Below are 21,737 nucleotides of genomic sequence, written 5' to 3'. Positions count from 1 at the left end.
CCGGTTCCGGGACGAGCTGTTGAACGGTGAGGTCTTCTACAGCTTGCGAGAGGCGCAAATCCTGATTGAACAATGGAGGAAACACTACAACACCAAGCGACCACACAGTGCCTTGGGCTACCGCCCGTCGGCCCCGGAAGCCATCGTCCCGTTGAAACCCAGGCCGAGAATGCACTAACATTCAAATTGGACCACTCAGGTGGGGCTGATCAACTTGCCTCAAAGCTCCAAAGTGACCGGAAGCAGATTTCCGGCCGCGTATTGCCTAACCAGGCGACCTGTGGTGGTTTCACCGGTGAATGTGATCTTGGCGATGCGGTTAGACTGGGCCAGCAGCTTACGCGCTTCCAGACCAAAGCCGTTCACGATATTCAGAACACTTGCAGACCGCAAATTTGCGAGCAGCTCGGGCCATATAGACGATAAATTCATCGATGCCAGCTAAGTCCAGATCGTGTCATCGGTAGCCGAATGACCGTCAAAATGACAATTCCGAATGGTGCCTTATTATTAGTGCTCTGTGATGGGCGAGAAGTCTACGTGGCAAATCGATATACCTCTTGTTTCAAACCTGTCGTTTTGAGGCTGGATGAATCAGTGAATTTGTAAGCTTTCTAGTTGGATAGGATAGGTTTGGCACCGTTTGAGCACCAAGCCTGCTTGTATACAAGCCAAATTTATTGGCTCCCCAACATCGGGGATTAGGAATGGTCGCGGATCTATGTCGGGCCTAATCTCGGAAACGCCCCAATCTCCTGTTTCGGTTTCTCGGAACACCACGGTAGCAGTCTGCAGACCAGGTAATACTCTCAAAATTTCATCACACGCAGACTTAAGACCTTCGGTGAGCTTCACATCCGTGTTGATCGCACTCAACATGCGAGCGAAGGTTCTTGGCTGAGGGAGAAGCGTGCCCCTTGGCATCACGTCGTCAGGAGCCAAAAGCTCCCTTCTGGACTGCCGTTGAGACAAAGAGATCGATCCGCGTCGAAAGAAGAGGGTTCTCTCGAGTTGCTCCAATGTACTTTCTTCGCCGGTCGCACGCACTGGTCGGTATTCAAGTTGCGCAGCGGCGATTGCTGCGCCTCCCATAATGGCGACTTCCAAGGAAGAGGTGGTTTCGAAGGGCTGAAAAATGATTTCCCAATCAGAGTAATTCTTCGTCAGAGATCGAAGACGATTTGAATCTTCAACCCAATGAGTTTTCATCTTATGCCGACGCTTAAGTGTAAATGCTCGGCCAATGGGACTTGCGCGATCATGCCAGGCGATTTCGGTATGATCCAAGGGAAAATGCGATGCCACATTTACGCCATTGGCATCGAGCGCATCGCGGAGAGCCAGCCAACGCCACGGCGCAAGCGCACTTCTAACAGCGCTGGAATTCTGTTGTAGAGAATAGAAATCGGCAGCAGCAGACCTTTGCTTTACAAGGATCTTGGGCGTTAAGAGCTTTGTTCCAGCGCTCGACGCCATGATGGCATCTGCGACTTGTTTATCAAACGCATCATTTACCTCCGGCGCATAGGAAACGCTGACTTCTTTCTCGGTACAGGGAATGGTCTGATCGCCAATGTTGAGCGTTTGGTCAAACACGCTTTCAAAAAAAGGTACATGCGAACCATGTGTCGCGTGTCGGAAAACGCCACCGACGGGTCTGCTGTTCATTTCACATATAGATGCGTTTTTTTCAGTAAGAGGCGCGGCAAAGTCTTCAGAGAGTACGTCTATGCCCCAAAATGCCGTAGGATCGACGGCTCGCGCTGCGTCTCGTGCCATTTGCGTTATATCTGGATGGATTTGGTTTGTGATTGGAACCAGGTCAGCGCCATCAGTGAAATTAGGCGAAACTCCAAGTAAAACCAATTTGTCGCGGTGGGGGATATCATCGGGTTGTAACCCTTGTAACGTCAACAGCCGTCGTTGGCTGATGTTGAGCTCGAGCAGGTGCGCATCCTGAGTAGCTGGCAGAGTTGCACGCGCCGCATTTTTGATTTCGACAAGCTCGGAAATCGTTCTAATCCCATCTCCGACAATATGCGCAGGCAGCCGTAAGTAGGCCGCAACGATTTTGTCACCAATCAATAGAATTCTTATATCGACGCCTTTGACATACTCTTCAACTATCACCGGCCCGTTTCGCGAAACCGACTTTGCGTATTCGAACGCCTTTTTAAGTCCGTGGCGCGACTTAATGTTGGTTGTCACACCTTTGGCTTCAGTTCCAAACACAGGCTTCACAACCGCATCACCACGCAACTTGTCAAAAGCGTCATGCGCTTGCGTCAAATCGTTGCAAACCTCTCCGTAAGGAACGGAGATACCCTGTGCGCTCAGAACAGTTTTGGTCAGAAACTTGTTGTTGCTAAATTCTTCGGTGATTGGACTGACCCAAGAAGGGCGAGTAACATCCATCCCGAACAAGTTTCCGTCGGTTTTGCACAAAAAATTTGGGGGCGATTTGGGTCCCAAATAAGTGAGCTCAACACCGAATTTTTTTGCGGCCGCATCAATTTGCCTAAATCGCCAACGTGTTGGCTTTGATTCATATTTGGTAAATTTGCGGCACTCAGCAGGGAGCGCATCGTAGGCGCGCTGACACGCTTCCACGTATTCTGGATGGAGCTCGTCAACCAAGTCATTCACTTTCTCAGCTGTCGATGGTCCATCGGCTTTCTCAGTGAACATGCGAAAGCTTTTTGGCCTTGCCTCCTTTACAACCAACCGAGCAACGCGCGCGTTTGCAGGGCCCTCTTCAAGAGCACGGCAGAACGGTTTCAACTGATCTTCGGTACAAGTGACCATTGCCTCTACACGGCCGTCTGGTCGGTTTCGAACCCATCCTTGAATACCCAAGGAAGTAGCTTTTTGTAACGTCCACTTGCGAAAGCCGACTTTTTGAACTTTGCCGTAGACGAGGAGGTGGTAGCAGTCACGTTCAGACATACGGGATATCATTGAGGCTAGGCACCGTTAGATCCAGCAGTGCGGCATATGCTTTGTCATTCCTGCGTAATTTTAAGGGCAACTGCATAGACAAAGACAAGAGACGCCGGTCAGCGAAGGGATTCATATAGAACTGATTGGGAAAACCATGCCAACGCGCACCCTGGCTATGTGGAAGCGTTATGTCCAGCCATGCGAGGTCATGCACCTTGTTCTTTCCTTGAGGGGGCAGCGTTTCATACCATTCCAGAAAGGCATTAAACCAAAGCTGAAAATCCCGTTGTGTTTCATCCGGCCCGTAGATTCTAAGCCGTTTGACGGCGTGTTCTAAATTCAAGCTGCCTTCGCGTTGCCGAGCCCAATTTGTCGCCCGAAGTATGCCCATAATATTCCCTCTCAGAACAACAAAGCCTTTCGGCAGCTGTTCGTGTACAGCGAGAGTCTTCACTTCTGGCCCAAAAGTGGCGTAGCCATTCGATAGAAAATAACGTTGCCGATGTTTGAAAGTCGTCTTCTGAAAGCTGTAGAGTTGGTGGCGGATGCTTAAGCGTTCACAAATCTTCTGTGCAATATTTGCGTCTTGGCCAGATTGCTTGTGAAACCGCCAGGTAAACGCAAATTCGGCGCTTTGGACATCTTCAATCCCTGCACCAAGCAAACATCTGGAATCCCGCCCACCGGAAAGCGGCAAGATGCACTTATGGTTCCTAAGCAGAGCCCGTAAATTTTGAGATAGCCGCTCATTGATGCTTGCCACAACTTCGTTGACCTGATCTTCAGGCCTCGTTTCAAGATCTGTGTCATGCCGGGGCCAGAAGCGTTTGGGACGAAAATCACGCAGGCCAAGATAGTGGTTCCCGAGCAGCCGTTTCACTCCAAAATCTCTGGTATGGCCCAGCGAATACTGTTTGCGGCGCCCTGTAATTTCCTGCCAGGGAAAAATGGGATTCGGGTGAATTTCTCGATTGAGACAAAGGCACAAAGAGGATGCGACGATGCGAGCATCCGGATCATAGACCACAGCGTAGTCGGCAACCGGATCTGTATAAACTCTTTGAGCGTCGTTGGTTAGAAAGATCGCAACATAGCGGCCAGCGAGCCCTATAACGTAACGCTCAACTACATCCCAGAAATTCACCGAAGTTTCTTCGCAAGGCAGTGTTTGAGTACCGTCGACGCAATGCCCATCACTGTCGACTGCGACTCCTAGGATAAAGCCAATAGGCAAACCCGTGGCAGACACGACTTTTGCTACGGGTAAATCCTGACAGTGCTTAAGGTGCCAGCCGTTGAGGCTTTTCTCCGTCCATTCGGGTACATCTAGAGTTCTGTTCTGGGTAAGAAGGAACTGGTTTCGAAACGTAGCCTCAAACGAAAAACTGTTTTTTTCGCATAGTTTCTGCGCGATTAGCATGTCTTGAACCCGATATCGGCTTTTTAAATTTCGAAAGTGAACCGACAATAGTAGATGTGAGCCCACTTCCAAGTCTAAAAACACTCAAGCCATCTCGGGGACTGCCAACTTGTTGGCACGTGTTCGAGGGGGTAGACTGCTTTGTGAAGACACCGACCTAAATGCCGCGCCTGAGAGGCTTCTGTGTCCCACTCAAGGTTATTTCCTAAGCTGTTTGGACTCACGCCGTTTTGCTCTTTGTACGGCGGATGCTGAGGATTTGATTGCCAATTTGTCCAAGTCTTTGAACGATCCCGCGACCAAAGCTGAGGCCACGAGGATCATCCAGTCTCTGTTCGAGAACACTGACCTTCTGCCCAATACGCCCGGCGTTTTGGACATTGAGTTGGTTGGCAAACTGGCTGGTCTCTTGTGTTTGGGGGCATCCTAAAACGAACAAAGCCGCCCTGCGGCTGTTTGATGTTCTAGAGCACTGGTTGCGGGGCACGCAATTACTGATAACGAACAAAACGGGACTGCAGAGCATAAAGACTTCGCGCCAAACACCTTCATCCTGCCACGCCAAATCAATAGACAAACAAAGCGCGTATTTTCTATCAGATGCGGCTCATTCAATGCGCACTCCCTGAATCCTGGGTACTGCTTTAGAACAATCCATCGTAAAAGGTACCGTCAGCGAAGACGAAACTATCTACCTGCCCATCTAGGAAATCCTGCAGCCGATCTGCATCGCCATAATTACTTCTGGCTTGTGACGTACCCAAGCGCCAAGGCTTGTGATTTCAACAAAGTCATTGACGCCGTCCAGCACCGCGGCGCTCGGCCCAAATTGAGCGCTACTCCTGGCAAGTGCGGTGTTCCCGGCAATCAGATCCGTGCTATCACCATTGAACTCCCATTGACCAAGCAGATTGACTGACGGCTCTGGATCCACAGTAATTTTCACTGTCGCGGTAATCAAACCCCCGTTGCCATCTGAGATCGTATAGTCAAACGTCTCGACCGCCGCGGCTGTCGAACTCAGGCCCGCAAAGGCGCCATAGCAGAAGGTGCCTCTGCATTCAGCGTCACGAGCGTACCTGAAGCCAAGACTGTCGCCACACCCAGCGTGGCGCCGGCGGCGCAAAGGTTGGTATCGCGCGGGAAGCGGTGGTGTTTGAATGGCGATCTACGCGGGATCGGCAACTCAAAACACTGAACGTACCCAATGTTGCTATTAACGCAACAGCCACCCTTTTGCAGGGCCAAGACAGCCGAAAGCAGCCCTCTGAAATCGGTGCGCCCTATGAGGCAGACAGAGCCTAAAAAGCCCCCAATTTCGACGGAATTAGAAATTGCAGACCAAGATACCGCTCCGCCGCTTTCCATTCCAAACCACTGAACGAAGAAGCGGCCTACTGCTCCATAGACCTCAAGCAGCGTGTCACGAGGGCATCCGTATCCAAAATCAGCACTGAGTTCAGCGTGCCAAACGTATTGGTGTGCTGTATGCAGCCCGCCACATCTTCCGCAACACTCCTTTCGGTGTTCTGCTTATCGATGGGTTTGAGCGCAGCAATCTGGTTTTCTGTGGTCATGATGATCTCATCCACGGAGTCCACCAAAATCCCAAACCTCTGCCCATTGTGCTTGAAGATCAAAACCTTTTGGTCGGCTGTCTTGGTGGGAGGCATGCCATACAGCAGACGCGGGTTCAGCAAGGTGATCAGATCGCCCCTAAGGTTAATGATCCCTTCTACAAATTTCAGTGCAAAAGGAGGCTCCAGTAACTCCGCAGGTCGCTCTATAACTTCGCTAACCTTTGATGTTTCAAGCGCGAAGCGTTTGTCGAAGGTGAACTGAATGAAGGTACGTCGGGTGGTTCCACGAAGATCTGTGGATGTATCGCTGCTCTCTGCTTCTGGCGGGTAAATCTCTTGGCATGCCTTTGCGGCTTCCATAAAGCCTTTGTCTTCTTGGAGCATTTCCGGCTTGATCATCATCACGATGCGATTTTCTTGATCAATCAGACAGCCTTCGACCAAATCACCACAAGGCAGCGCAAGTTTTGCAAACGGAAGAATCTCATCTTCGTAGTACGGCAGGATGCTGTCGATAGAATACACCATCAAACCGACAGGCCCTTCTGGTGTCTCAATCACCAACATGCGCCGTTTTTGCGGCGGCTGGGTAAATTCAATCACCGGCTCATCGCCAAGAAAACTGCGAAAATCGATCACCGGCAAAATGACGCCGCGCAGATTTGCGGTGCCCAAGATATGACCATGCGCAAAGAGCGACTGATCCAGCTTTGGCAACTCTCGCACTTCCTTCACGAACCGAAGATCAATGGCGCAAGAGGTGTGACCGGTTTGGAACGAAATGCAGGAATGTCGTTTGCCCCGTGAAAATGCCTGACGGCTCGCTTCTGCACCGCTGTTGCTGCGCGGAAGTTTCTCCAGGTTCAGCAGCTCCTGAGGATCAAGGATCTGGACAAGCCGGTCGCCACCCTCAAACTTTAAAACGCCTTCGATAACAATATCTTTGATGCCGCGATCGTTGGGCTTGAAATCAACTCGCGCTGCATCCTTGCCGTTAAGAACTTCGCTTGTGCGGTCAAACAACAGGCCAATGCTATGTGCCCCATGTTCGATAATCGCAACCTTACCAGCCTTGTCCTTGGGTGCCTCCGGGTATTCCAACAGCTTGCGCAGATCGACTACCGGAACGATCTTTTCGCGCAGATTGAAGAGCCCAAGCATATAGTCAGGGGACAAAGGGACAGGTGAAATGTCTTTGGGCTCGTTCACCACTTCTTGGACCGATGACACCGGAATGGCGAATTCGGTCTCTCCGATCATGAAGGAGCCGTAGATCGCTTTTTGTTGCTTCTCTTGCGCTCTCCGCGCGGGTTTTGGCGTTGAGGCAAAAGACGTCGGTTCCGTGGCTGGAGTTGGCTCTTGCCCAATCGGAGCCAGTCCATCGGAGGTTTTCAGCGCTGTAGATAGCTGATCCAAAGTCAAATCCATATTCTATTCTCCCAGTCGCGGGATGTGTGCGACGGTGAACTCCCCGCTGGTGCAGTCAATCGTCACCTGCCGTCCTTGCAAGCCACCGACGTCCTCATAAATGTTGCGCAGCCCCGCCTGTCGCAGGACTCCATAGGCAAATTTGGCGTTGATACTGCCAACCAATCGAGCGGGATCGGTGTCCGCAGGCATGGTCATATTCGCGCCACCAACGATCAGTGCCTTCACCTTGCGAATGTTGGAGGCGTTGAGATCCATCATTGATTGCAACGACCAAAACGCCTGATCTACATGCCGGCCGCTCAGCTTTTCACTTTTGTTCCCGGACTTTGACAGCAGACAATGCGCCAAACCAAAGATGCCCTCTGCCGGGTAGAGCAGGCCCAGGCCGATACAGGATCCGAGGATGGCCGTGAGAGATTGTCCCTCTCGGCCGACTTTGACCTGCCCGATCTGGACATGCAGTTTTTCATTTGCGGCCGTCGTCATTCCGCCCCCGCGCGCGCTGTGGGCTGGTAAATGATCGGAGCGATTTGAGAAAAATCGGTGCTCAGGTTGGTCAGTGTTTCACTCTCACCAATATAAAGAACACCGTCGGAGCGGATCATGCGTCTGACATGAGCCAGTATTTTCTCCTGATCTTCAGGCGTGAAGTAGATCAGCACATTGCGCAAAAACACCACGTCAAAACCACCCGCACCGCTCATTTTTTCGAGAAGGTTGTGCAGCTTGAACTTCAGCCGTGATCGCACCTGAGGTACGGCCTTATAGCCTGTGGCGTCATCCCCTTTCATGTGTTTCTGAAACAGCTCGGGCTGCGCGGTACGGAAACGGGCGATTGCGCGCCCGTTGTAAACCCCGGTCTGGGCAATATCCAAAACACGGGACGACACATCCGTACCCAGCACGCTGTAGTCAAACCCAGGGTGCTGAAGGCGTTGCTGTTCCAGCAACACCCCAACCGTATGCGCTTCCTCACCCGTAGACGCGGCAGCAGACCAGACCCGCATTTTTCGCCCACCGGCTGTCTTGTGGAACTCCGGCAGGAACGTTTCTATGAAATGATCCCAGACCCGGGGCGTGCGATAAAAATAGGTCTCGTTTGTTGTCACCCGATTGGTGAGTTCTTGCATCTCGCCGGGGTCATTGGCGAGCCGGGAGATGTAGGAGGAGAAGCTCGGCTCCTCCACCTCACGCAGGCGTTTGCGCAAGCGACTGATCAGCATCGACCGGCGGTTCTCCGCAATCGTGATGCCTGTCGTCTTATGCACAATTGCGCGCAGTTTTGAGAACTCGCTGTCGCTCATGCTGGTTTCTGCAACATGTGATGTCATCAAAAGCCCTTTCCTTGAGTGGTGCGACGGATCAGCCGCCCAGCTTCGCAACTTCCGATTTGAGCTCTTGAGCCCCGCCGCTCAATTCCACTGTCGCAGCAGCAATCGCATCGGAGGCCACAACGGCTTCCTCAGATGCGTCAACAATGCTCTGAATGGCTTCGGCCACATCCCGTGCAGCAGTCTGCTGTTCATTCGCTGCAACAGATATTTGCGTGATGGAGTCCGTTGTTTCCGAAATCCCCGAGAGGATTTTGGTAAATGCCGCACCGGCTTCCCGGGAGACTTCACTGCCTTGCGTCACGCGCTTAACAGTGTCGTTGATCAGCTTGCTGATTTCCTTGGTAGATTGCGAAGACCGTTCGGCCAGTTTGCGCACTTCATCCGCCACAACAGAGAAGCCGAGGCCATGTTCGCCTGCGCGGGCCGCTTCGATCGCTGCGTTGAATGCCAACAGGTTGGTTTGGCTGGCAATTTCGCTGATTGTCTTCACAATTTCGCTGATTTCCTCTGAGGAGGAGTTGATCAGATCCATCGCCTCGATGGAACGTTCGATCGCTTTTGCACCCAGATCAGCTTCTTCTTTGGTCTTCTGTGCAATTTCATCAGAGCGGTTGCTGTTTTGGGCAATCGAGTCAATGGAGGCGCTCAATTCCTCTACAGAGGCACTGATTTCTTCCGTGGTGCAGCCAAGGGTTTGCGCCCCGCTGGCCACGGTTTGCGCTTGTTCCGAAATCCCGCTGGATTGATCCGCAAACCGCGTTGCAATGCGGGTGACCTCTTTCTCCACCTGTTTCGCGGCAGTGATGTCAGTGGCGAATTTGACCACTTTCACCGGTTTGCCGTCCGCATCAAACACCGGGTTGTAGGAGGCGTTGATCCAAACTTCGGCGCCGTCCTTACCAAAGCGTTTGTATTCCCCTGCAGAGAACTCACCCGCAGCCAGATCTGACCAGAATTTGCTGTAGGCCGGAGAGTTTGCATAGGCTGGCTCACAGAACATTCGGTGATGGCGCCCACGAATCTCTTCCATCGAATATCCGACGGTTGCCAGAAAATTCTCGTTGGCAGTCAGGATTGTGCCATCCAGCTCAAACTCGATCATTGCCTGCGCCCGGCTGATCGCGGCCATCTTGCCGTCCTGCTCTGCCGTGCGCAGCTTTTCTTCGGTCACGTTGGTGGCAAATTTCACAACTTTGAAGGGCTTTCCGTCAGCGTCAAAAATCGGGTTGTAGGACGCGTTGATCCAAACCTCGGCACCGCCTTTACCAAACCGCTTGTATTCGCCGACCGAAAACTCACCAGCGGCAAGGTCTTCCCAAAATTTGCGGTATTCAGCGGTGCTGGCATAAATTGGATCACAGAACATCCGATGATGCTGGCCGCGGATTTCATCCATAGCGTATCCGACCGTAGCCAGGAAATTTTCATTGGCTGACCGAATGGTGCCATCCAGATCAAATTCGATCACAGCCTGCGCCCGGTTGATCGCAGCCATCTTACCGTCCTGCTCTGCAATCCGGCGTTTTTCTTCGGTTACGTTTGTGGCGAACTTCACAACTTTGGTGGGTTTGCCGTCCGCGTCGAAAATTGGGTTGTAGGACGCATTGATCCAGACTTCGGCCCCGTTTTTGCCAAGCCGCTTGTACTCACCCGCGAAGAATTCTCCGGTCGCAAGGCGCATCCAAAAATCACGGTAGTCCTCCGAAGCCGCATAAGCTGGCTCGCAGAACATACGATGATGCTTGCCTTGAATCTCGTTCAGTTCATATCCGACGGTTGTCAGAAAATTCTCATTCGCGTTGAGAATGGTTCCATCGAGTTCAAACTCGATCACCGCCTGCACGCGATTGATCGCATCTACAACCCCCTGCAGATCGATATTTGTATCCGTTGGCTCCGTTGCCCCAGTCGCTGTACGCGCACCCATGATTTGGCCCTTTCAGAAATAATCCCGGAGCCGAAAATGACGGGAGACAGGTTAAGATTTGGCTATTTGAGGTTGTTTTGCGGGGAGGCGTATTCTTAAAATAATCCGCAAATGCCCGTGCGTTTTTCATTGTTTCTGAGAGGGTTTTAGGGTCAGGACTCATAACCAATAGATAACGAACGCTACCAGGGCGATTGCTGACAGGAAGACCTTCGGGCACCTGTTATAGCGGATTGCCACACGCTGCCAATGTTTCAACCTGCCGAACATGATTTCGATCCGGTTGCGCCGTTTTTAACGACGCTTGTCGTACTTAACCGGCTTCTTTCGCTGCTTCCGGACAGAGATGCAGGCGCGTATCTCTTTGCCTTTCAACGCTTCCCAGAACCAATCGGCGTCATGGTCTCGATCCCCGAACAGCCAACTGACATCGGGCAGGCCGCTCAGCAGTACCCGCGCACCAATGTAATCGCCGACCTGACCGGCGATGATGATCAGGTTGAGAGGACGCCCCCGGCTGTCGCAGATGGCGCGCAGCTTGGTGTTCATGCCGCCCTTGGTGTGACCGATCAAGCGTCCACGTCCCCTTCTTACGCCCGAACTGGTCGCGGTACGGTGGGCCTTTAGGTAGGTTGCATCGATCATCGCGATCTTCTCTTCACCGTGTTCGGCAGCCAGATCAGCCATCATCTGGGCAAAGATGCCTTTGTCGTTCCACCGCTTTCAACGGTTATTGAGCGCCTTGTATGGGCCATAAACCGAAGGGGCACCGCGCCATCTCAACCCACTACGATTAATGAAGATAATGCCGCTCAACACACGTCGATCATCAACGCGTGGTTTGCCGTGGGACTTGGGGAAGAAAGGCTCAAGACGTGCCAACTGCGCATCCGTCAACCAAAAAAGGTCAGACATGGTCACCGCTTGATTTTCGAATCGTGAATCACGCAGCCAAGCAGAAATCAAAGGGTCTTGACGCTAGCGCGAAGTTCCAAACCGTTCTTTCTGCACATTCGAAATGTTGAACTCATGCAGAATGTGCGGAAAATCGTGTTCGCTGCGGTTCGCGAGAGTGTCTGCTGTTTGCACAATGCATATGGGGCAGCTGCGAACTTTAGCCGTCGTCAGTCAAGGCGCCCGTCGCTACTACGGTTTCGAAGTACTCGACTTTCAAATCGAACGATTTTAGGAGCTTTTGGGTGCTTGGTTTGACCACTGCGTCATCAAAATCGCCTTTCTCGAAGTGCCCTGCAGAAGCGAGGTCAGACCAAAGGCTCGTAACCACAAGTTCGTTGTGTTGACCGTTCACTTTGACCGCAAGGGCAGCCCCTAAATGTCCTGGAAGCTGTGCCATTTCAACGAACGTCGTTCGTTTTAGATGATCAGCATATTGCTCCAATACGTCATCAGTTCCTGCCACTGCTCGCCACCAACGGATAATCATGTTGTCCTCGCTTTAATTTACTTTCTGTCGCCGCCAAAGCCGCCGTTGTTTTAAGTCGATGCGTACTTGTCGCCTACGTCATTGCGCACGGGATGGGTGTCATAAAAGATCGATAAAGACGCAAACCTGCCACTCTCAGAGAATTTGAAATAGTCTACGCCCTGAAAAACGATCTGATCGCCGTTCTTCAATGTTCAGTCATACTCAAAATGTGTGGCAGCACTATCTCCGTATTCGCCGAAAAGAACGTCAAATACAGTGAGTTTGCTCGCAGAGGAGGCGTCGCCCAGCTTCTTGAAGAAGTCAGCTAGCTTCATCTTGCCAAGAAACGGGGACACCACGTGTGCTTCCGTGTCAAAAAGCGATATGATGCAATCGATGACCGATGCCGTGAGAAGCTCGAAATATCTACGCACGTGCGCGGTCTTTTCCGCTGATGTCACTATAGATCTCCTTTTTCATTGGTCATGCGAACAAATGGACTTTGCTTTTTCTTCTTTCAGCCGCCTGCTTTGTAATGCGACATGAACATCGCAATACAGTCGTCGCGTACTTCTTTTTGCGTTGAGTTTTCACCAAGAAAGAACTCAGGCCAGAAATAGAAGTTTTTGACCATAGCAAGCAGTTGGTTGGTCGCGAATGCCGGATCCGCCTTGCGAAGCGCGCCCGCGTCCATGCTTCGCTGATCAGTAGCGTGACGGGATAGTCGTGTGTTTCGCTTTCACTAAAAAACGAACGAGAGCGGTCAAAATCCTGGATCAACTCTGACAGAACCATGCGGTTCAAACCGATTGCGGTCTCGTCAGTTATGACTGTGATGTACCGCCACAGCGCCTCCTTGCTCTCGAAGTGATTGTAGAACGTGCGACTCGAAACCTGCGCTTTTCTGGCGATTGAGGTGGTCTTGGCCCCTAGAAATCCCTGCTCTCGGAACTCATCGATCGCCGCATCGATAATACCTTTCCTTTTCTTTTCAGTGCGTTTCACGATTTTCGACCATAAAAGTAAAATTATATGTTTACAAGAGGCGCTCACCCCACATAAGTAAACACAGTGATTTACTTTGAGAAGGCGAAACGCGATCCTCGAAACCAGTGGACCACGGCAATGACCAACCTCTCAAGACGCCACCTCATCCAAACCGCCTCGCTTGCCTTCCTGATGTCCTTCGCGGGCTGGGGCGCACGCGCGAAACAGACATCCCTTCCCATCGACGCAGGAGCTTCTGAAATGTCCTTCAAACCCGGTACAAACCCCGTCACATTCAAATCCTTCGGCCTCGATCTTGTGGGCGATCTGTATCTGCCTGAAGACTTCGACCTGGCCAAGACCTACAAGGCCATTGTCGGTGCCAGCCCCTTCCCGCAGGTCAAGGACCAGATCCCAGCGACCTACGGCCCTGAAATGGCCGCGCGCGGCTTTATCTATCTTGGTTTTGACTATATGGGCATGGGCTCCTCTCCGGCGCTTCCCGGCGAACATATGAAATCACGCTACATGTTCCGGCTGATCGAAAACACGTGGGATGCTGTTTCCTATCTGGGGACACTTCCGTTCGTCGATGAGATCTATGGTCTCGGCGTCTGTCAGGGTGGTTCCATCATTGCCTCTGCGTCAGTTACAGATCATCGGATCAAGAAGATCGTCACAGTGTCTGGCATGATGGCAGCTGACGCTTTCCAGTGGGGTGATCGTGGCATTGCCGATCAAATGATCGCAGCAGCAAATTCCTCCAAGCAGAAGATGTATGAAACTGGCAAAGCGGACTACTGCTGGCCAAACGTCCTGGACGACAGCATGACGCGGGAAGAGTTCAATGCGTTGGGCATTCCGATGTCGGACGACACTTATAATTATTATGGCAAGGATGGCGTCGCAGGCCCAGGAAAGGTCAAGAACTTCACCAATGAACACATCGGCGACCAGTCCATGCAGTCTTTGATTTCGATTGGTGAGCGTTATGCAGACAAGATCACCCAACCGACGATGGTGATCTATGGACCGAACGCGGCGACAGCAATCTGTTCAACCAATTTCATTGACCGTCTGACAAACAACCCAGAAGTTCGCGCTTTCGATGAATTCAGCCACGTTGACTTCTATTGGAAGCCAGAGACCGTGAAAGCGTCCTGCGACGCAGCGGCGGAATTCTTCAACAAATAAAGTGGAATAGCCAAGGCACTGAGGATTTGGCGCCGATTGTCGCCAGGTTCATATGTCAAGAGAAAGGCCCGGAAGATGGCAAAGGCATCTCTGTGGAACGTGGCGAATGGCATTCCGAAACTCATCATCGGAACCGCCATTCACCCATTATTGCGCGCTCTGCGAGGTCCAATGGAACAACCGCTAACACAATCCGAGCTGGCCAAACTGGTCAATCAGACCCGTGTTCACGAAATCCGTGCCGGGTATACCCACCGTTTCATCCGCTTGATGTTTGTGACCGTAGATGATCGCGTTTTCTGCCGCCGCTACCAGTATGGGAAGCGTTCATGGCACAGCGTCTTCCTCTCTGATTCAGGCGGACAGCTCAGACTGGACGATGTTGTGGCAAACATCGATGCTGCCCCGCCGAGAGACATGGATGGGATCATCCCGGCAGTGGATCAGGCCTATGCCGATGCTCTGAAAAAGCTTGAAGCCAGCTTTATGCTGTCCGGCGCCGTCAAAAACGGGCGCAAGACAGCACCATGGAGATTTTTCTGCGGCCGAACCAGTTGTCACCGCAAAGGCGCTTAACAAAAGGTAGGCAAAACAGATGAAATGGTGCCGCTATCTGACTGCTTTTGCCGCCGGTTTTTTCCTAGGGAATGCAGTGCCACATTTTGTGGCTGGGGTCATGGAAAATGCGTTTCCCTCCCCGTTTGCCAAACCACCTGGGGAGGGTTTGTCGTCGCCACTCGTTAACGTCCTTTGGGGGCTGACGAACATCTTGATCGGCTAGGTGTTGCTGCGCCTAAGCCGGACTCAGATTTCGCACAACGGTTCGATGGTTGCCATGTTCATGGGATTGGCGCTCGTGAGCGTCATGACCAGCATTCTGTTTGGGAATGCAATGGGCAGCCCAAGTTTCTGAAAAATTACAAGGATATCTCCAATGACCCATCCAAACCCTTTCGGCCCCAAGGGCTGGACCCCCCGAACGTGTTGGTGATCTGACCGGCAAAACCATCGTCATTACCGGTGCCAACGCGGGGGCAGGATACGAGGCGACCCGGGTTTTCCTGTCCAAAGGCGCTAGTGTCGTCATGCTGAACCGCAGCGAACCAAAGTCCGAGGCTGCAATCGCCACGTTGAAGCAGGAATTCGGCCCTCAGGCCGATGTTCGATTAATCCTTATGGATCTGGCCGACCTTGCCTCGGTACGCGTCGCAGCCGATCAGGCGTTGGCCGAAGTGCCGCAAATCGACGTTCTGATCGAAAATGCTGCCATTGCCCAGGTTGCGACCCAACAGTTCACGAAAGACGGGTTCGAGAGCCAGCTGGGCACGAACCACTATGGCCATTTCCTTCTAACTCGGTTGCTGTTTGACCGGCTGGTGCAAAGTCAGGCGCGTATTGTTGTTGGCAGTAACGGCCACAAGATGGGACTGAAGCGGGTGCAGTTCGAAGACATGAATTTTGACGGCAACTACAACCCACATATCACTTACTGCCATTCGAAATTCGTGCAGATGATGTTCGCGTACGAACTGGAAAGACGTGTCGCCGAAGCAGGCCTGCCGGTCTCCGTCTACGTTTGCCACCCAGGCGCGGCGCGCACGACGCTGTCTAAGGAAGAGGCGAACCGAATGACCAGAGTCTTGTTCACCTTGCTGTCTCCACTGGCGCAATCCGCCGAGCGGGGCGCCTGGCCCGAAGTGTTGTGTGCAACCGAAGAGAACTTGAAACCTGCCGCATACTATGGCCCGACCAAACGCGCCGAAATGGTCGGCCCGGTTGGCGAAAGCATGTTGGAGAAGAGCGTGCTAGACCCGGTTCAGGCCGCGCAGCTTTGGGAGCTTTCAGAAACGGAGGCCGGTACAAGCTGGTCGATCCAGAAACAAGAAACCTTCTCATAAGGAAAGTATACAGTTTCGACTCCTTGTTTCTGTAGCGTAATAAAACGAACGGTTGATTAATAGTAACGAACGCTGGATTCATTTCAAATGAATCACCATGCAGAAGTTGGCGAGACTATCCTCGAGGAAGATACGGGAGGCCGTACCCTCCTCGAAAATAATTTTAGCTCATATGCTTATCGAAGAACTCGATCATCGTTTCGGGGTGTTCACCAAAGAAGTTGTAACCGATGAAGCGGCGGGTATCGCCGTCTTCGATCCAATGCAGCTTCTTGTCCGGGTTCGGCAGCAGATCAAAGGTGGTCTGCACGTCTTCCGGGACCGTCCAAACGTCATCTTTGTTCTGCACAATATAAGTCGGCATTTTGATGTTCTTGGCGAACAGATGGGGCGTCATCTCATTCAGGTTCAGCCCCCTCACGCTTTCGACTTCTTGCGCAAACGTATCGAAGAACTCTCCCAGACCCATGCCATCAAGGGCGACCTTGGACATGATATTGATTGATGCAGGCTGGGCGCAGACAAACGCTTTCACATCTTCGAAGTATTCCGGGCGCTCGGACATGGCGTGGATCGCTGCGCCACCACCAGCACACGGGTTGAACAGGCCAACTTTCATTTCTCGCAAGTCTTCCCGCGACTTGACGTAGTCAAAGGCCGCGATGACATCTTTGTACTCGTCGGAGAAACCCTGTCCCCAAGCATTGTCCGGGGCGGAGTCGCTTTCGCCGTGGTTGCGAAGATCATAGGCTAGGACGTTGTAGCCCGCGTCGTGCAATGCCTTGTGCACCTTGCCGAACTTCACCTCGACATTCTGAAAATTGCTCCAAGGCTCCAGATGACCCGGAAATCCATAACGATTGAGGGTGGCCGGATGGTTGCAAATGATCAGCTTGTCGGACCCTTCAGCAGGGATGAACCAAGCTGCTAGTTTAATGCCGTCATCGGCAGTGAACGTGACATCTTCAAACTCCATCCCGTAGTCCTTGGGCGTCTCCAATATAGGCGCGCGTTCGCCATCGATGGACACATAGCCACGAGCAACCGCTTTTAGGGTTGCAAGCTGTTCTGGGGTTGGTTGAGCAGTCATGTCTGTTCTCCTTGGATTGACGTGTTTGATTGTTCGAGGCCGGTCGTACGGGCCCGTTGGAAGCGGTTTATGGTGAAGGTTGTTTGGGAGAAGTGGACGTTAGGTGTGGAATGGCACCTTGTCCGGGCTGTCCGAGCGGCGAGAACGCCATTCTGCCGGGGTTTGGTGTTCCCACTTTTGGAATGCGCGATAAAATGACCCTTGGTCCTCATATCCGAGAAGGTATGCGATCTCGCTGATGTCGAAATTGGGCTCGTCGAGGTACTCGCAGGCCAGTTGATGTCGCGTGTCTGACAACAGCGACTTAAAGCTGTGCCCTTCGCCTCTCAGATGGCGCTGTAAGGAGCGCTCACTGGTGGCCATTTCACGCGCAATGCTGCGTAGTTCTGGGCGACCGGCGGTCAGAGCACGCCGCAAGTGCCAACGAACTTGATCGGTCAGTGATGTGGTGTTCTCGGCCTTGTTCAAATCAGCATCGAGCGCCACGTCCAGCATCTCAAGAAGCTCGCTGTTGTAGCTGGTGAAGGGTATCTCCAAGTCTGCTGTGTTGAAGGTAATTCTGGCGTGCGGAGCGTTCCATGTGATCGCGCAACCGAACCAGGTCTCAAGCCTTTCGCTTAGGCCACGCCTAAGTTCGACGGATTTGGGCGTGATCCTTTCCCCAGTTCCCGCCCGCACCATGTTCACGAGGAACGTGAACGTCGCATCCGTGAGCGCGTCGGGTTCTAATTGATTGGCATATGTCCAAGCTGTCGTCACGACGCACCCGTCATCCTCTACGGCCATCCGAAACTCTTCAGGTGCGCATAACGCCTTGAATCGCGCGAGACGGTGTAAGGCTTCACCAACATTCTTGGCGTGGAATGCGACAAGAAAGGACGGCGGCAAGGTTGCTTCGTGCATAGTTTCCGTTAGTGCGAGGCCAATATCATCACCTCCCAGAGTTTGGAGGGCCTCCCACATTGCGAAGAGTTGCTTCGTTGTCATACGCCCTTCTGACGAGAACACGCTTGAGGGCAGTTTTGCATCTCGCAAGAGCGCAGCGCGGCTGATCGACAGGCTCTCAATCGCTTTCCAGAAAGTGTCGGGCGTCTTTATTCGGTCGGGCGTCGGCATCATTTTGTCCTCGGTGTCGAAGTAGAACATAGCCTCCGACACCGAGATAGTTTATAGCGCCACCCGCCAAACTCGTCGCATAACGCGCCAAAAAATATGGTTCACAGATTACAACTAAGCGGTCATCTGTCTGTTATGCTTTGGCTCGAAGGCAGGTGGGCTCACATTGGAACGCAACCTTTCATTATTCAGCCGATTTTGGTGGGTAGTGGTTCCATCATTTGCTGGCTTGACGGACGCGCGGCCATCATCTCACGCCAGCGCTGAACACTCTCCAGATCAGGACGAGTCAGCCATGGAATGACAAAGGACATCGGCGTCATGAACGCATTCATGAACGGGTCAAGAGTGCTGATTGGAGAACTGATGCGGAGCCCAGATCTTGCCAGCCGGGTCAACAAGGAGTTCGCATTGATTGATGCGCCGCTCGCGGAGTTTTTGACAGGCGCCATGGCCTGCGGCCAGTTGAAGAAAAGCGATCCTAACGTCGCGTCTGATCGCCTATTGGCACTCTTCAAGGCGACGATATTTGTTCCTCTTTTGAAGCACGAAACTTCCGTCACCGCGCCTGAAAACTTGCAAAGCGTTGCCAGTGAGAGCGTCGACATTTTCTTGCGGCAGTTTGCGGTTGGCTAGCATGCCCTGCTTCTGCCTATGGACGCAAAATGATCAGTCACAAAATCATCTATAACCTTTGCGCCGTAAGCTCTTGGAGGGGCCAGATAAGATCGGTCTCACTCTTGCTCAATCTTCGACGGAGCGGAAATTGGTATTAGACGCAGCATTCATAACTTTGGGCTCATAGGGGTAGTTTGCTGAAAGCGGTGGAGATGTCTGCTTAGGGTCGAAAGATGGAGGACAAAGGTAATGCGAGTGTATATAAGCGGCCGGTAAAAATGGTTCGGTATCGTTGGCTGCGTGCTCCCGCAACCATCGATCAGAACGGCCCGAAGCAAACGCTCCGAGGCCGTTTTTGTTTGGCATAATGCAATCAAACCAGCCAGCTCCCCAACAAGCTCTATCTCCATGGCATTTGTGTGAGAGGTAGGCTGGATCTCCTCCAACAAAGACCGGATGATCGTCGTCGCTTCGGCTTTGGTCGCAGGATTGTTCAGCGTCTCCGTCAGATTGGCGACCTTGCTGCGGTAGACCTCGGTGACGTTAGGGTGAAGTAATACAAGTGACAGGTCGACATTGAAGAAAAAAGGGCACAAAATGCATTTGGGCGGTACCAACTTGCGCTGTTCCATCTCTCAACAACATCTATTCCATCCAGCAAATTCAGACGGACCAAAGACTCTCATATTCAATCGATTGCCCCGCCGAGGTAAATCACTGCGTGGCCCTTGGTCCTTGTACCAACCGAATGTGAAACACTGAGGCGGTAACGAAGTCCAAAGCTGAATAGTGGTAACTTAGAACGCTGACTCTGGTATGAGTAGCGCAACTTCGTGATATGCCTCATCCATAGAGCAGTTCAGGTAGCCAAAGCACCAGTTGCGGAATGAAAATGAGCAATAGGAGCGCGCCAATCAGCGGAACTAAGAAGGGAAGAGTGGCTCCTACACACTGCACAAATAGCACTTTGCACACGCGAGACAGTACAAAAAACACCATGCCAACAGGTTGCGTAATAAGCCGATACTGCCGCCTTGGGGCATTTTAAGCCCTATCTAAACGTGCTGAATTGCGCCTGGTTATTAATGTTCTTTGATGGTTAGGAGGTTGATGTGACTATGCCAGTGATCTGATCGGGCGACTTTATAAGCGCAGGATGCGCGCCAATAGCCCCTGCGCGCCGAGGTGTGCTGTAGCATACACGCTCATCACTACAGATCCGTTGCCTGTCACCTTCGATTTGGAGACACTTTAGAAATCTCCGGACGAGGAACAAATAGTGGGTGGTGGATTAGGGTAGCCTATCGACTATTTGTCAGGCGTGGGTCTCAGAGGGTAGGAGATTGCGCTCTTCCAGAACTTTTCGCGCAACACGGAAGCACTCCACCCCTTGTGGAACACCGCAATAGATGGCGATCACATGGATTGCAGCGCGGATTTCTTCGAATGTGACGCCGTTGTTGATCGCGCCGTTCAGGTGTAGCTCCCATTCGTGCATCTTGCCCAGTGCGCCGATCATCGACAGATTCATGAGTGATCGTGTACGGGCGTCAATGGCCTCGTCACCCCAGCCAAACCCCCAGCACCACTCGGTCATTGCCTCTTGAAAGGGACGGGTAAATTCATCCGCTGCGGCAAGGTTATTCTCCACATAGTCAGCGCCCAGTGTTGCCTTGCGTTGTTTGAGGCCGGTCTCGAACAGATCGGTCATGTCTTATCCTTTCAAAGAGCAAATTTGGAGCTCAGTCGAGCCCTTCAATAATTGCGATATCGGCTTCGCAGGCCTCGGCGCGCTTGGCGCGGGCAGCGCGGTATTCAGCGCTGTCGTAGCATGCTCGGGCGGTATGGATGTTGTCGAATTCTATTACAACGCGACGCTGCCAGTCTCTGCCTTCCACCGTTTCAGCCTCCCCGCGCGCCAGAAAGCGCGCGCCGTGGGCGGCAAAGGCAGCGGGGGCCAGCGCCTGATATCCGGCATAGTTTTCCGGGTCGGTCACGGTGACATTTGCAATCCAATAGGCCTTGGGCATGGTCAAGTCGCTTTGTCCTGTTCCGCCAAAAGCCGTTCGGCAATGGCGCGGGTGTCGCTGAGGTGATGGCTGACTGCAGTACGAGCGGCGTCTGGTTTACCGGACGTGATGGCGTCGCAGATGGCCTGCATATGTTCCGCGCCTGAGCGTTCACGGTCGTTCGAAGACAGGGTCATCATACGAAGTCGGCTGATACGGCCATTGAGGCGTTGCACGATCTCCCATGCAATATGATGGCCAGCCCCTTCGAAAATCTCGGAATAGAAATCGGCCGAGGCGCGAAATAGCTCGCCCGGTGTGGCACCGTCGCGTTCCCGTTGCAGCCGGTTCAGCGCCGCCTGCAATCGCTCGGCGCGTTCGGGCGTTATGTTGCGGGCACAGCTTTCGGCGGCCGAGGTTTCCAGCATTAGGCGGATGTCATAGATTTGTCGCGCGTCGCCCCGGCTCATCGGCGCCACAATCGGGCCGCGACCGGGGAGTATGTCGACCAACCCCTCTGCCTCAAGATAGCGGATGGTTTCGCGAATGACGGTACGGCTGACCCCAAGCTGTTCGCATAGCGGGCGTTCGACCAGACGTTCCCCCGGTTTGAAGTGCCCCTCGATAATTGCCTCGCGCATACGCTCTTGCACCATGTCGCGCAGAGTCGCCGGGGGCTGTTCGATCGGGGAAAGTTTCGTTTTGCTCATAATGGTTTGGTTATCAGGGCAGGGGGCTAGCTGCAAGATATTATTGACTAACGGTCT

General features: G+C 52.7%; 22 protein-coding genes and 2 pseudogenes. 5 read left to right on the top strand and 19 right to left on the bottom strand.

All coding sequences use genetic code 11. The features are described 5' to 3' along the window. The coding region (locus J7399_RS20310; RefSeq protein ID WP_209089741.1) for an integrase core domain-containing protein at positions 1-178 on the top strand (178 nt) is incomplete at its 5' end. A 44-nt stretch (positions 179-222) separates the two neighbouring features. On the opposite strand, the pseudogene J7399_RS20305 reads toward J7399_RS20310, so the two are convergent. The 12 genes and pseudogenes from J7399_RS20305 to J7399_RS21055 form a co-directional block, all read right to left on the bottom strand. After that, a pseudogene (locus J7399_RS20305) lies at positions 223-408 on the bottom strand (aldehyde dehydrogenase family protein); the annotation flags it as partial. Positions 409-594: 186 nt separating this feature from the next. Continuing rightward, positions 595-2,946 carry an acylphosphatase gene (locus J7399_RS20300; RefSeq protein WP_209089733.1) on the bottom strand — a complete coding sequence of 784 codons (2,352 nt, stop codon included), beginning with the start codon at positions 2,944-2,946 and terminating at the stop codon, positions 595-597. Further along, the gene (locus J7399_RS20295) at positions 2,939-4,360 is read right to left on the bottom strand and encodes a hypothetical protein (protein WP_209089731.1); all 1,422 of its coding nucleotides are present in this window, start codon (positions 4,358-4,360) and stop codon (positions 2,939-2,941) included. Before J7399_RS20295 ends, J7399_RS20300 begins: the two co-directional genes overlap by 8 nt. Before the next feature lie 703 nt (positions 4,361-5,063). Beyond that, positions 5,064-5,294, bottom strand: coding sequence for a hypothetical protein (locus tag J7399_RS20290; RefSeq protein WP_209089729.1), 231 nt, complete (start codon positions 5,292-5,294; stop codon positions 5,064-5,066). A gap of 460 nt (positions 5,295-5,754) precedes the next feature. Beyond that, the gene (locus J7399_RS20285) at positions 5,755-7,368 is read right to left on the bottom strand and encodes a chemotaxis protein CheW (RefSeq protein ID WP_209089727.1); all 1,614 of its coding nucleotides are present in this window, start codon (positions 7,366-7,368) and stop codon (positions 5,755-5,757) included. A 3-nt stretch (positions 7,369-7,371) separates the two neighbouring features. Further along, the gene (locus J7399_RS20280; RefSeq protein ID WP_209080290.1) at positions 7,372-7,857 is read right to left on the bottom strand and encodes a chemotaxis protein CheD; all 486 of its coding nucleotides are present in this window, start codon (positions 7,855-7,857) and stop codon (positions 7,372-7,374) included. Continuing rightward, positions 7,854-8,702, bottom strand: coding sequence for a protein-glutamate O-methyltransferase CheR (locus J7399_RS20275; RefSeq protein WP_209089725.1), 849 nt, complete (start codon positions 8,700-8,702; stop codon positions 7,854-7,856). Before J7399_RS20275 ends, J7399_RS20280 begins: the two co-directional genes overlap by 4 nt. A 31-nt stretch (positions 8,703-8,733) precedes the next feature. Continuing rightward, complete coding sequence (locus J7399_RS20270; RefSeq protein WP_209089723.1) at positions 8,734-10,632, bottom strand: PAS domain-containing methyl-accepting chemotaxis protein; 1,899 nt, start codon at positions 10,630-10,632, stop codon at positions 8,734-8,736. Positions 10,633-10,791: 159 nt separating this feature from the next. After that, positions 10,792-11,547 (bottom strand): annotated as a pseudogene (locus J7399_RS20265) (IS5 family transposase). Positions 11,548-11,746: 199 nt separating this feature from the next. Then, the gene (locus tag J7399_RS20260) at positions 11,747-12,076 is read right to left on the bottom strand and encodes a hypothetical protein (RefSeq protein WP_209065981.1); all 330 of its coding nucleotides are present in this window, start codon (positions 12,074-12,076) and stop codon (positions 11,747-11,749) included. Between the two features lie 194 nt (positions 12,077-12,270). Then, positions 12,271-12,519, bottom strand: a complete 249-nt coding sequence (locus tag J7399_RS20255; protein ID WP_209089721.1) for a hypothetical protein — start codon at positions 12,517-12,519, stop codon at positions 12,271-12,273. Between the two features lie 22 nt (positions 12,520-12,541). Continuing rightward, entirely contained in the window at positions 12,542-13,063 is a 522-nt protein-coding gene (locus J7399_RS21055; protein WP_348539489.1) for a TetR/AcrR family transcriptional regulator, read from the bottom strand. A 120-nt stretch (positions 13,064-13,183) separates the two neighbouring features. On the opposite strand from J7399_RS21055, the gene J7399_RS20240 reads away from it, so the two are divergent. From J7399_RS20240 to J7399_RS20230, 3 genes are all read left to right on the top strand, one after another. Next, a complete protein-coding gene (locus J7399_RS20240) occupies positions 13,184-14,239 on the top strand; it encodes a hypothetical protein (RefSeq protein ID WP_209089715.1) in 1,056 nt (351 codons plus the stop codon). 75 nt (positions 14,240-14,314) lie between these two features. Continuing rightward, entirely contained in the window at positions 14,315-14,815 is a 501-nt protein-coding gene (locus J7399_RS20235; RefSeq protein ID WP_209089701.1) for a hypothetical protein, read from the top strand. A gap of 365 nt (positions 14,816-15,180) precedes the next feature. Continuing rightward, positions 15,181-16,137 carry an SDR family oxidoreductase gene (locus J7399_RS20230; protein WP_348539491.1) on the top strand — a complete coding sequence of 319 codons (957 nt, stop codon included), beginning with the start codon at positions 15,181-15,183 and terminating at the stop codon, positions 16,135-16,137. Positions 16,138-16,300: 163 nt separating this feature from the next. On the opposite strand, the gene J7399_RS20225 is transcribed toward J7399_RS20230, so the two are convergent. Then, on the bottom strand, positions 16,301-17,227 hold the full coding sequence (locus J7399_RS20225; protein ID WP_209089691.1) for an alpha/beta hydrolase: 927 nt from the start codon (positions 17,225-17,227) through the stop codon (positions 16,301-16,303). A gap of 99 nt (positions 17,228-17,326) precedes the next feature. Next, positions 17,327-18,373, bottom strand: coding sequence for an AraC family transcriptional regulator (locus J7399_RS20220; RefSeq protein ID WP_209089687.1), 1,047 nt, complete (start codon positions 18,371-18,373; stop codon positions 17,327-17,329). Positions 18,374-18,643: 270 nt separating this feature from the next. Between J7399_RS20220 and J7399_RS20215 the strand changes: the two genes are divergently transcribed. Then, positions 18,644-18,979, top strand: coding sequence for a TetR/AcrR family transcriptional regulator C-terminal domain-containing protein (locus J7399_RS20215; RefSeq protein ID WP_209089675.1), 336 nt, complete (start codon positions 18,644-18,646; stop codon positions 18,977-18,979). A gap of 149 nt (positions 18,980-19,128) precedes the next feature. Here J7399_RS20215 and J7399_RS20210 read toward each other — a convergent pair whose 3' ends face one another. The 5 genes from J7399_RS20210 to J7399_RS20190 form a co-directional block, all read right to left on the bottom strand. Next, positions 19,129-19,593 carry a hypothetical protein gene (locus J7399_RS20210; protein WP_209089671.1) on the bottom strand — a complete coding sequence of 155 codons (465 nt, stop codon included), beginning with the start codon at positions 19,591-19,593 and terminating at the stop codon, positions 19,129-19,131. 211 nt (positions 19,594-19,804) lie between these two features. Next, entirely contained in the window at positions 19,805-19,978 is a 174-nt protein-coding gene (locus tag J7399_RS20205; protein WP_348539490.1) for a TRAP transporter large permease subunit, read from the bottom strand. Between the two features lie 298 nt (positions 19,979-20,276). After that, complete coding sequence (locus J7399_RS20200; RefSeq protein WP_209089655.1) at positions 20,277-20,672, bottom strand: carboxymuconolactone decarboxylase family protein; 396 nt, start codon at positions 20,670-20,672, stop codon at positions 20,277-20,279. Between the two features lie 31 nt (positions 20,673-20,703). Beyond that, a complete protein-coding gene (locus tag J7399_RS20195; RefSeq protein ID WP_209089738.1) occupies positions 20,704-20,991 on the bottom strand; it encodes a DUF1330 domain-containing protein in 288 nt (95 codons plus the stop codon). Between the two features lie 2 nt (positions 20,992-20,993). Next, positions 20,994-21,680 carry a GntR family transcriptional regulator gene (locus J7399_RS20190; protein WP_209080342.1) on the bottom strand — a complete coding sequence of 229 codons (687 nt, stop codon included), beginning with the start codon at positions 21,678-21,680 and terminating at the stop codon, positions 20,994-20,996. Between the last annotated feature and the right edge of the window lie 57 nt (positions 21,681-21,737).

The sequence above is a fragment of the Shimia sp. R9_1 genome (assembly GCF_017743775.1).
Classification (GTDB): Bacteria; Pseudomonadota; Alphaproteobacteria; order Rhodobacterales; family Rhodobacteraceae; genus Shimia.
Note: the sequence above shows the minus strand (reverse complement) of the source record. Positions and strands in the feature narration are given on the sequence as shown.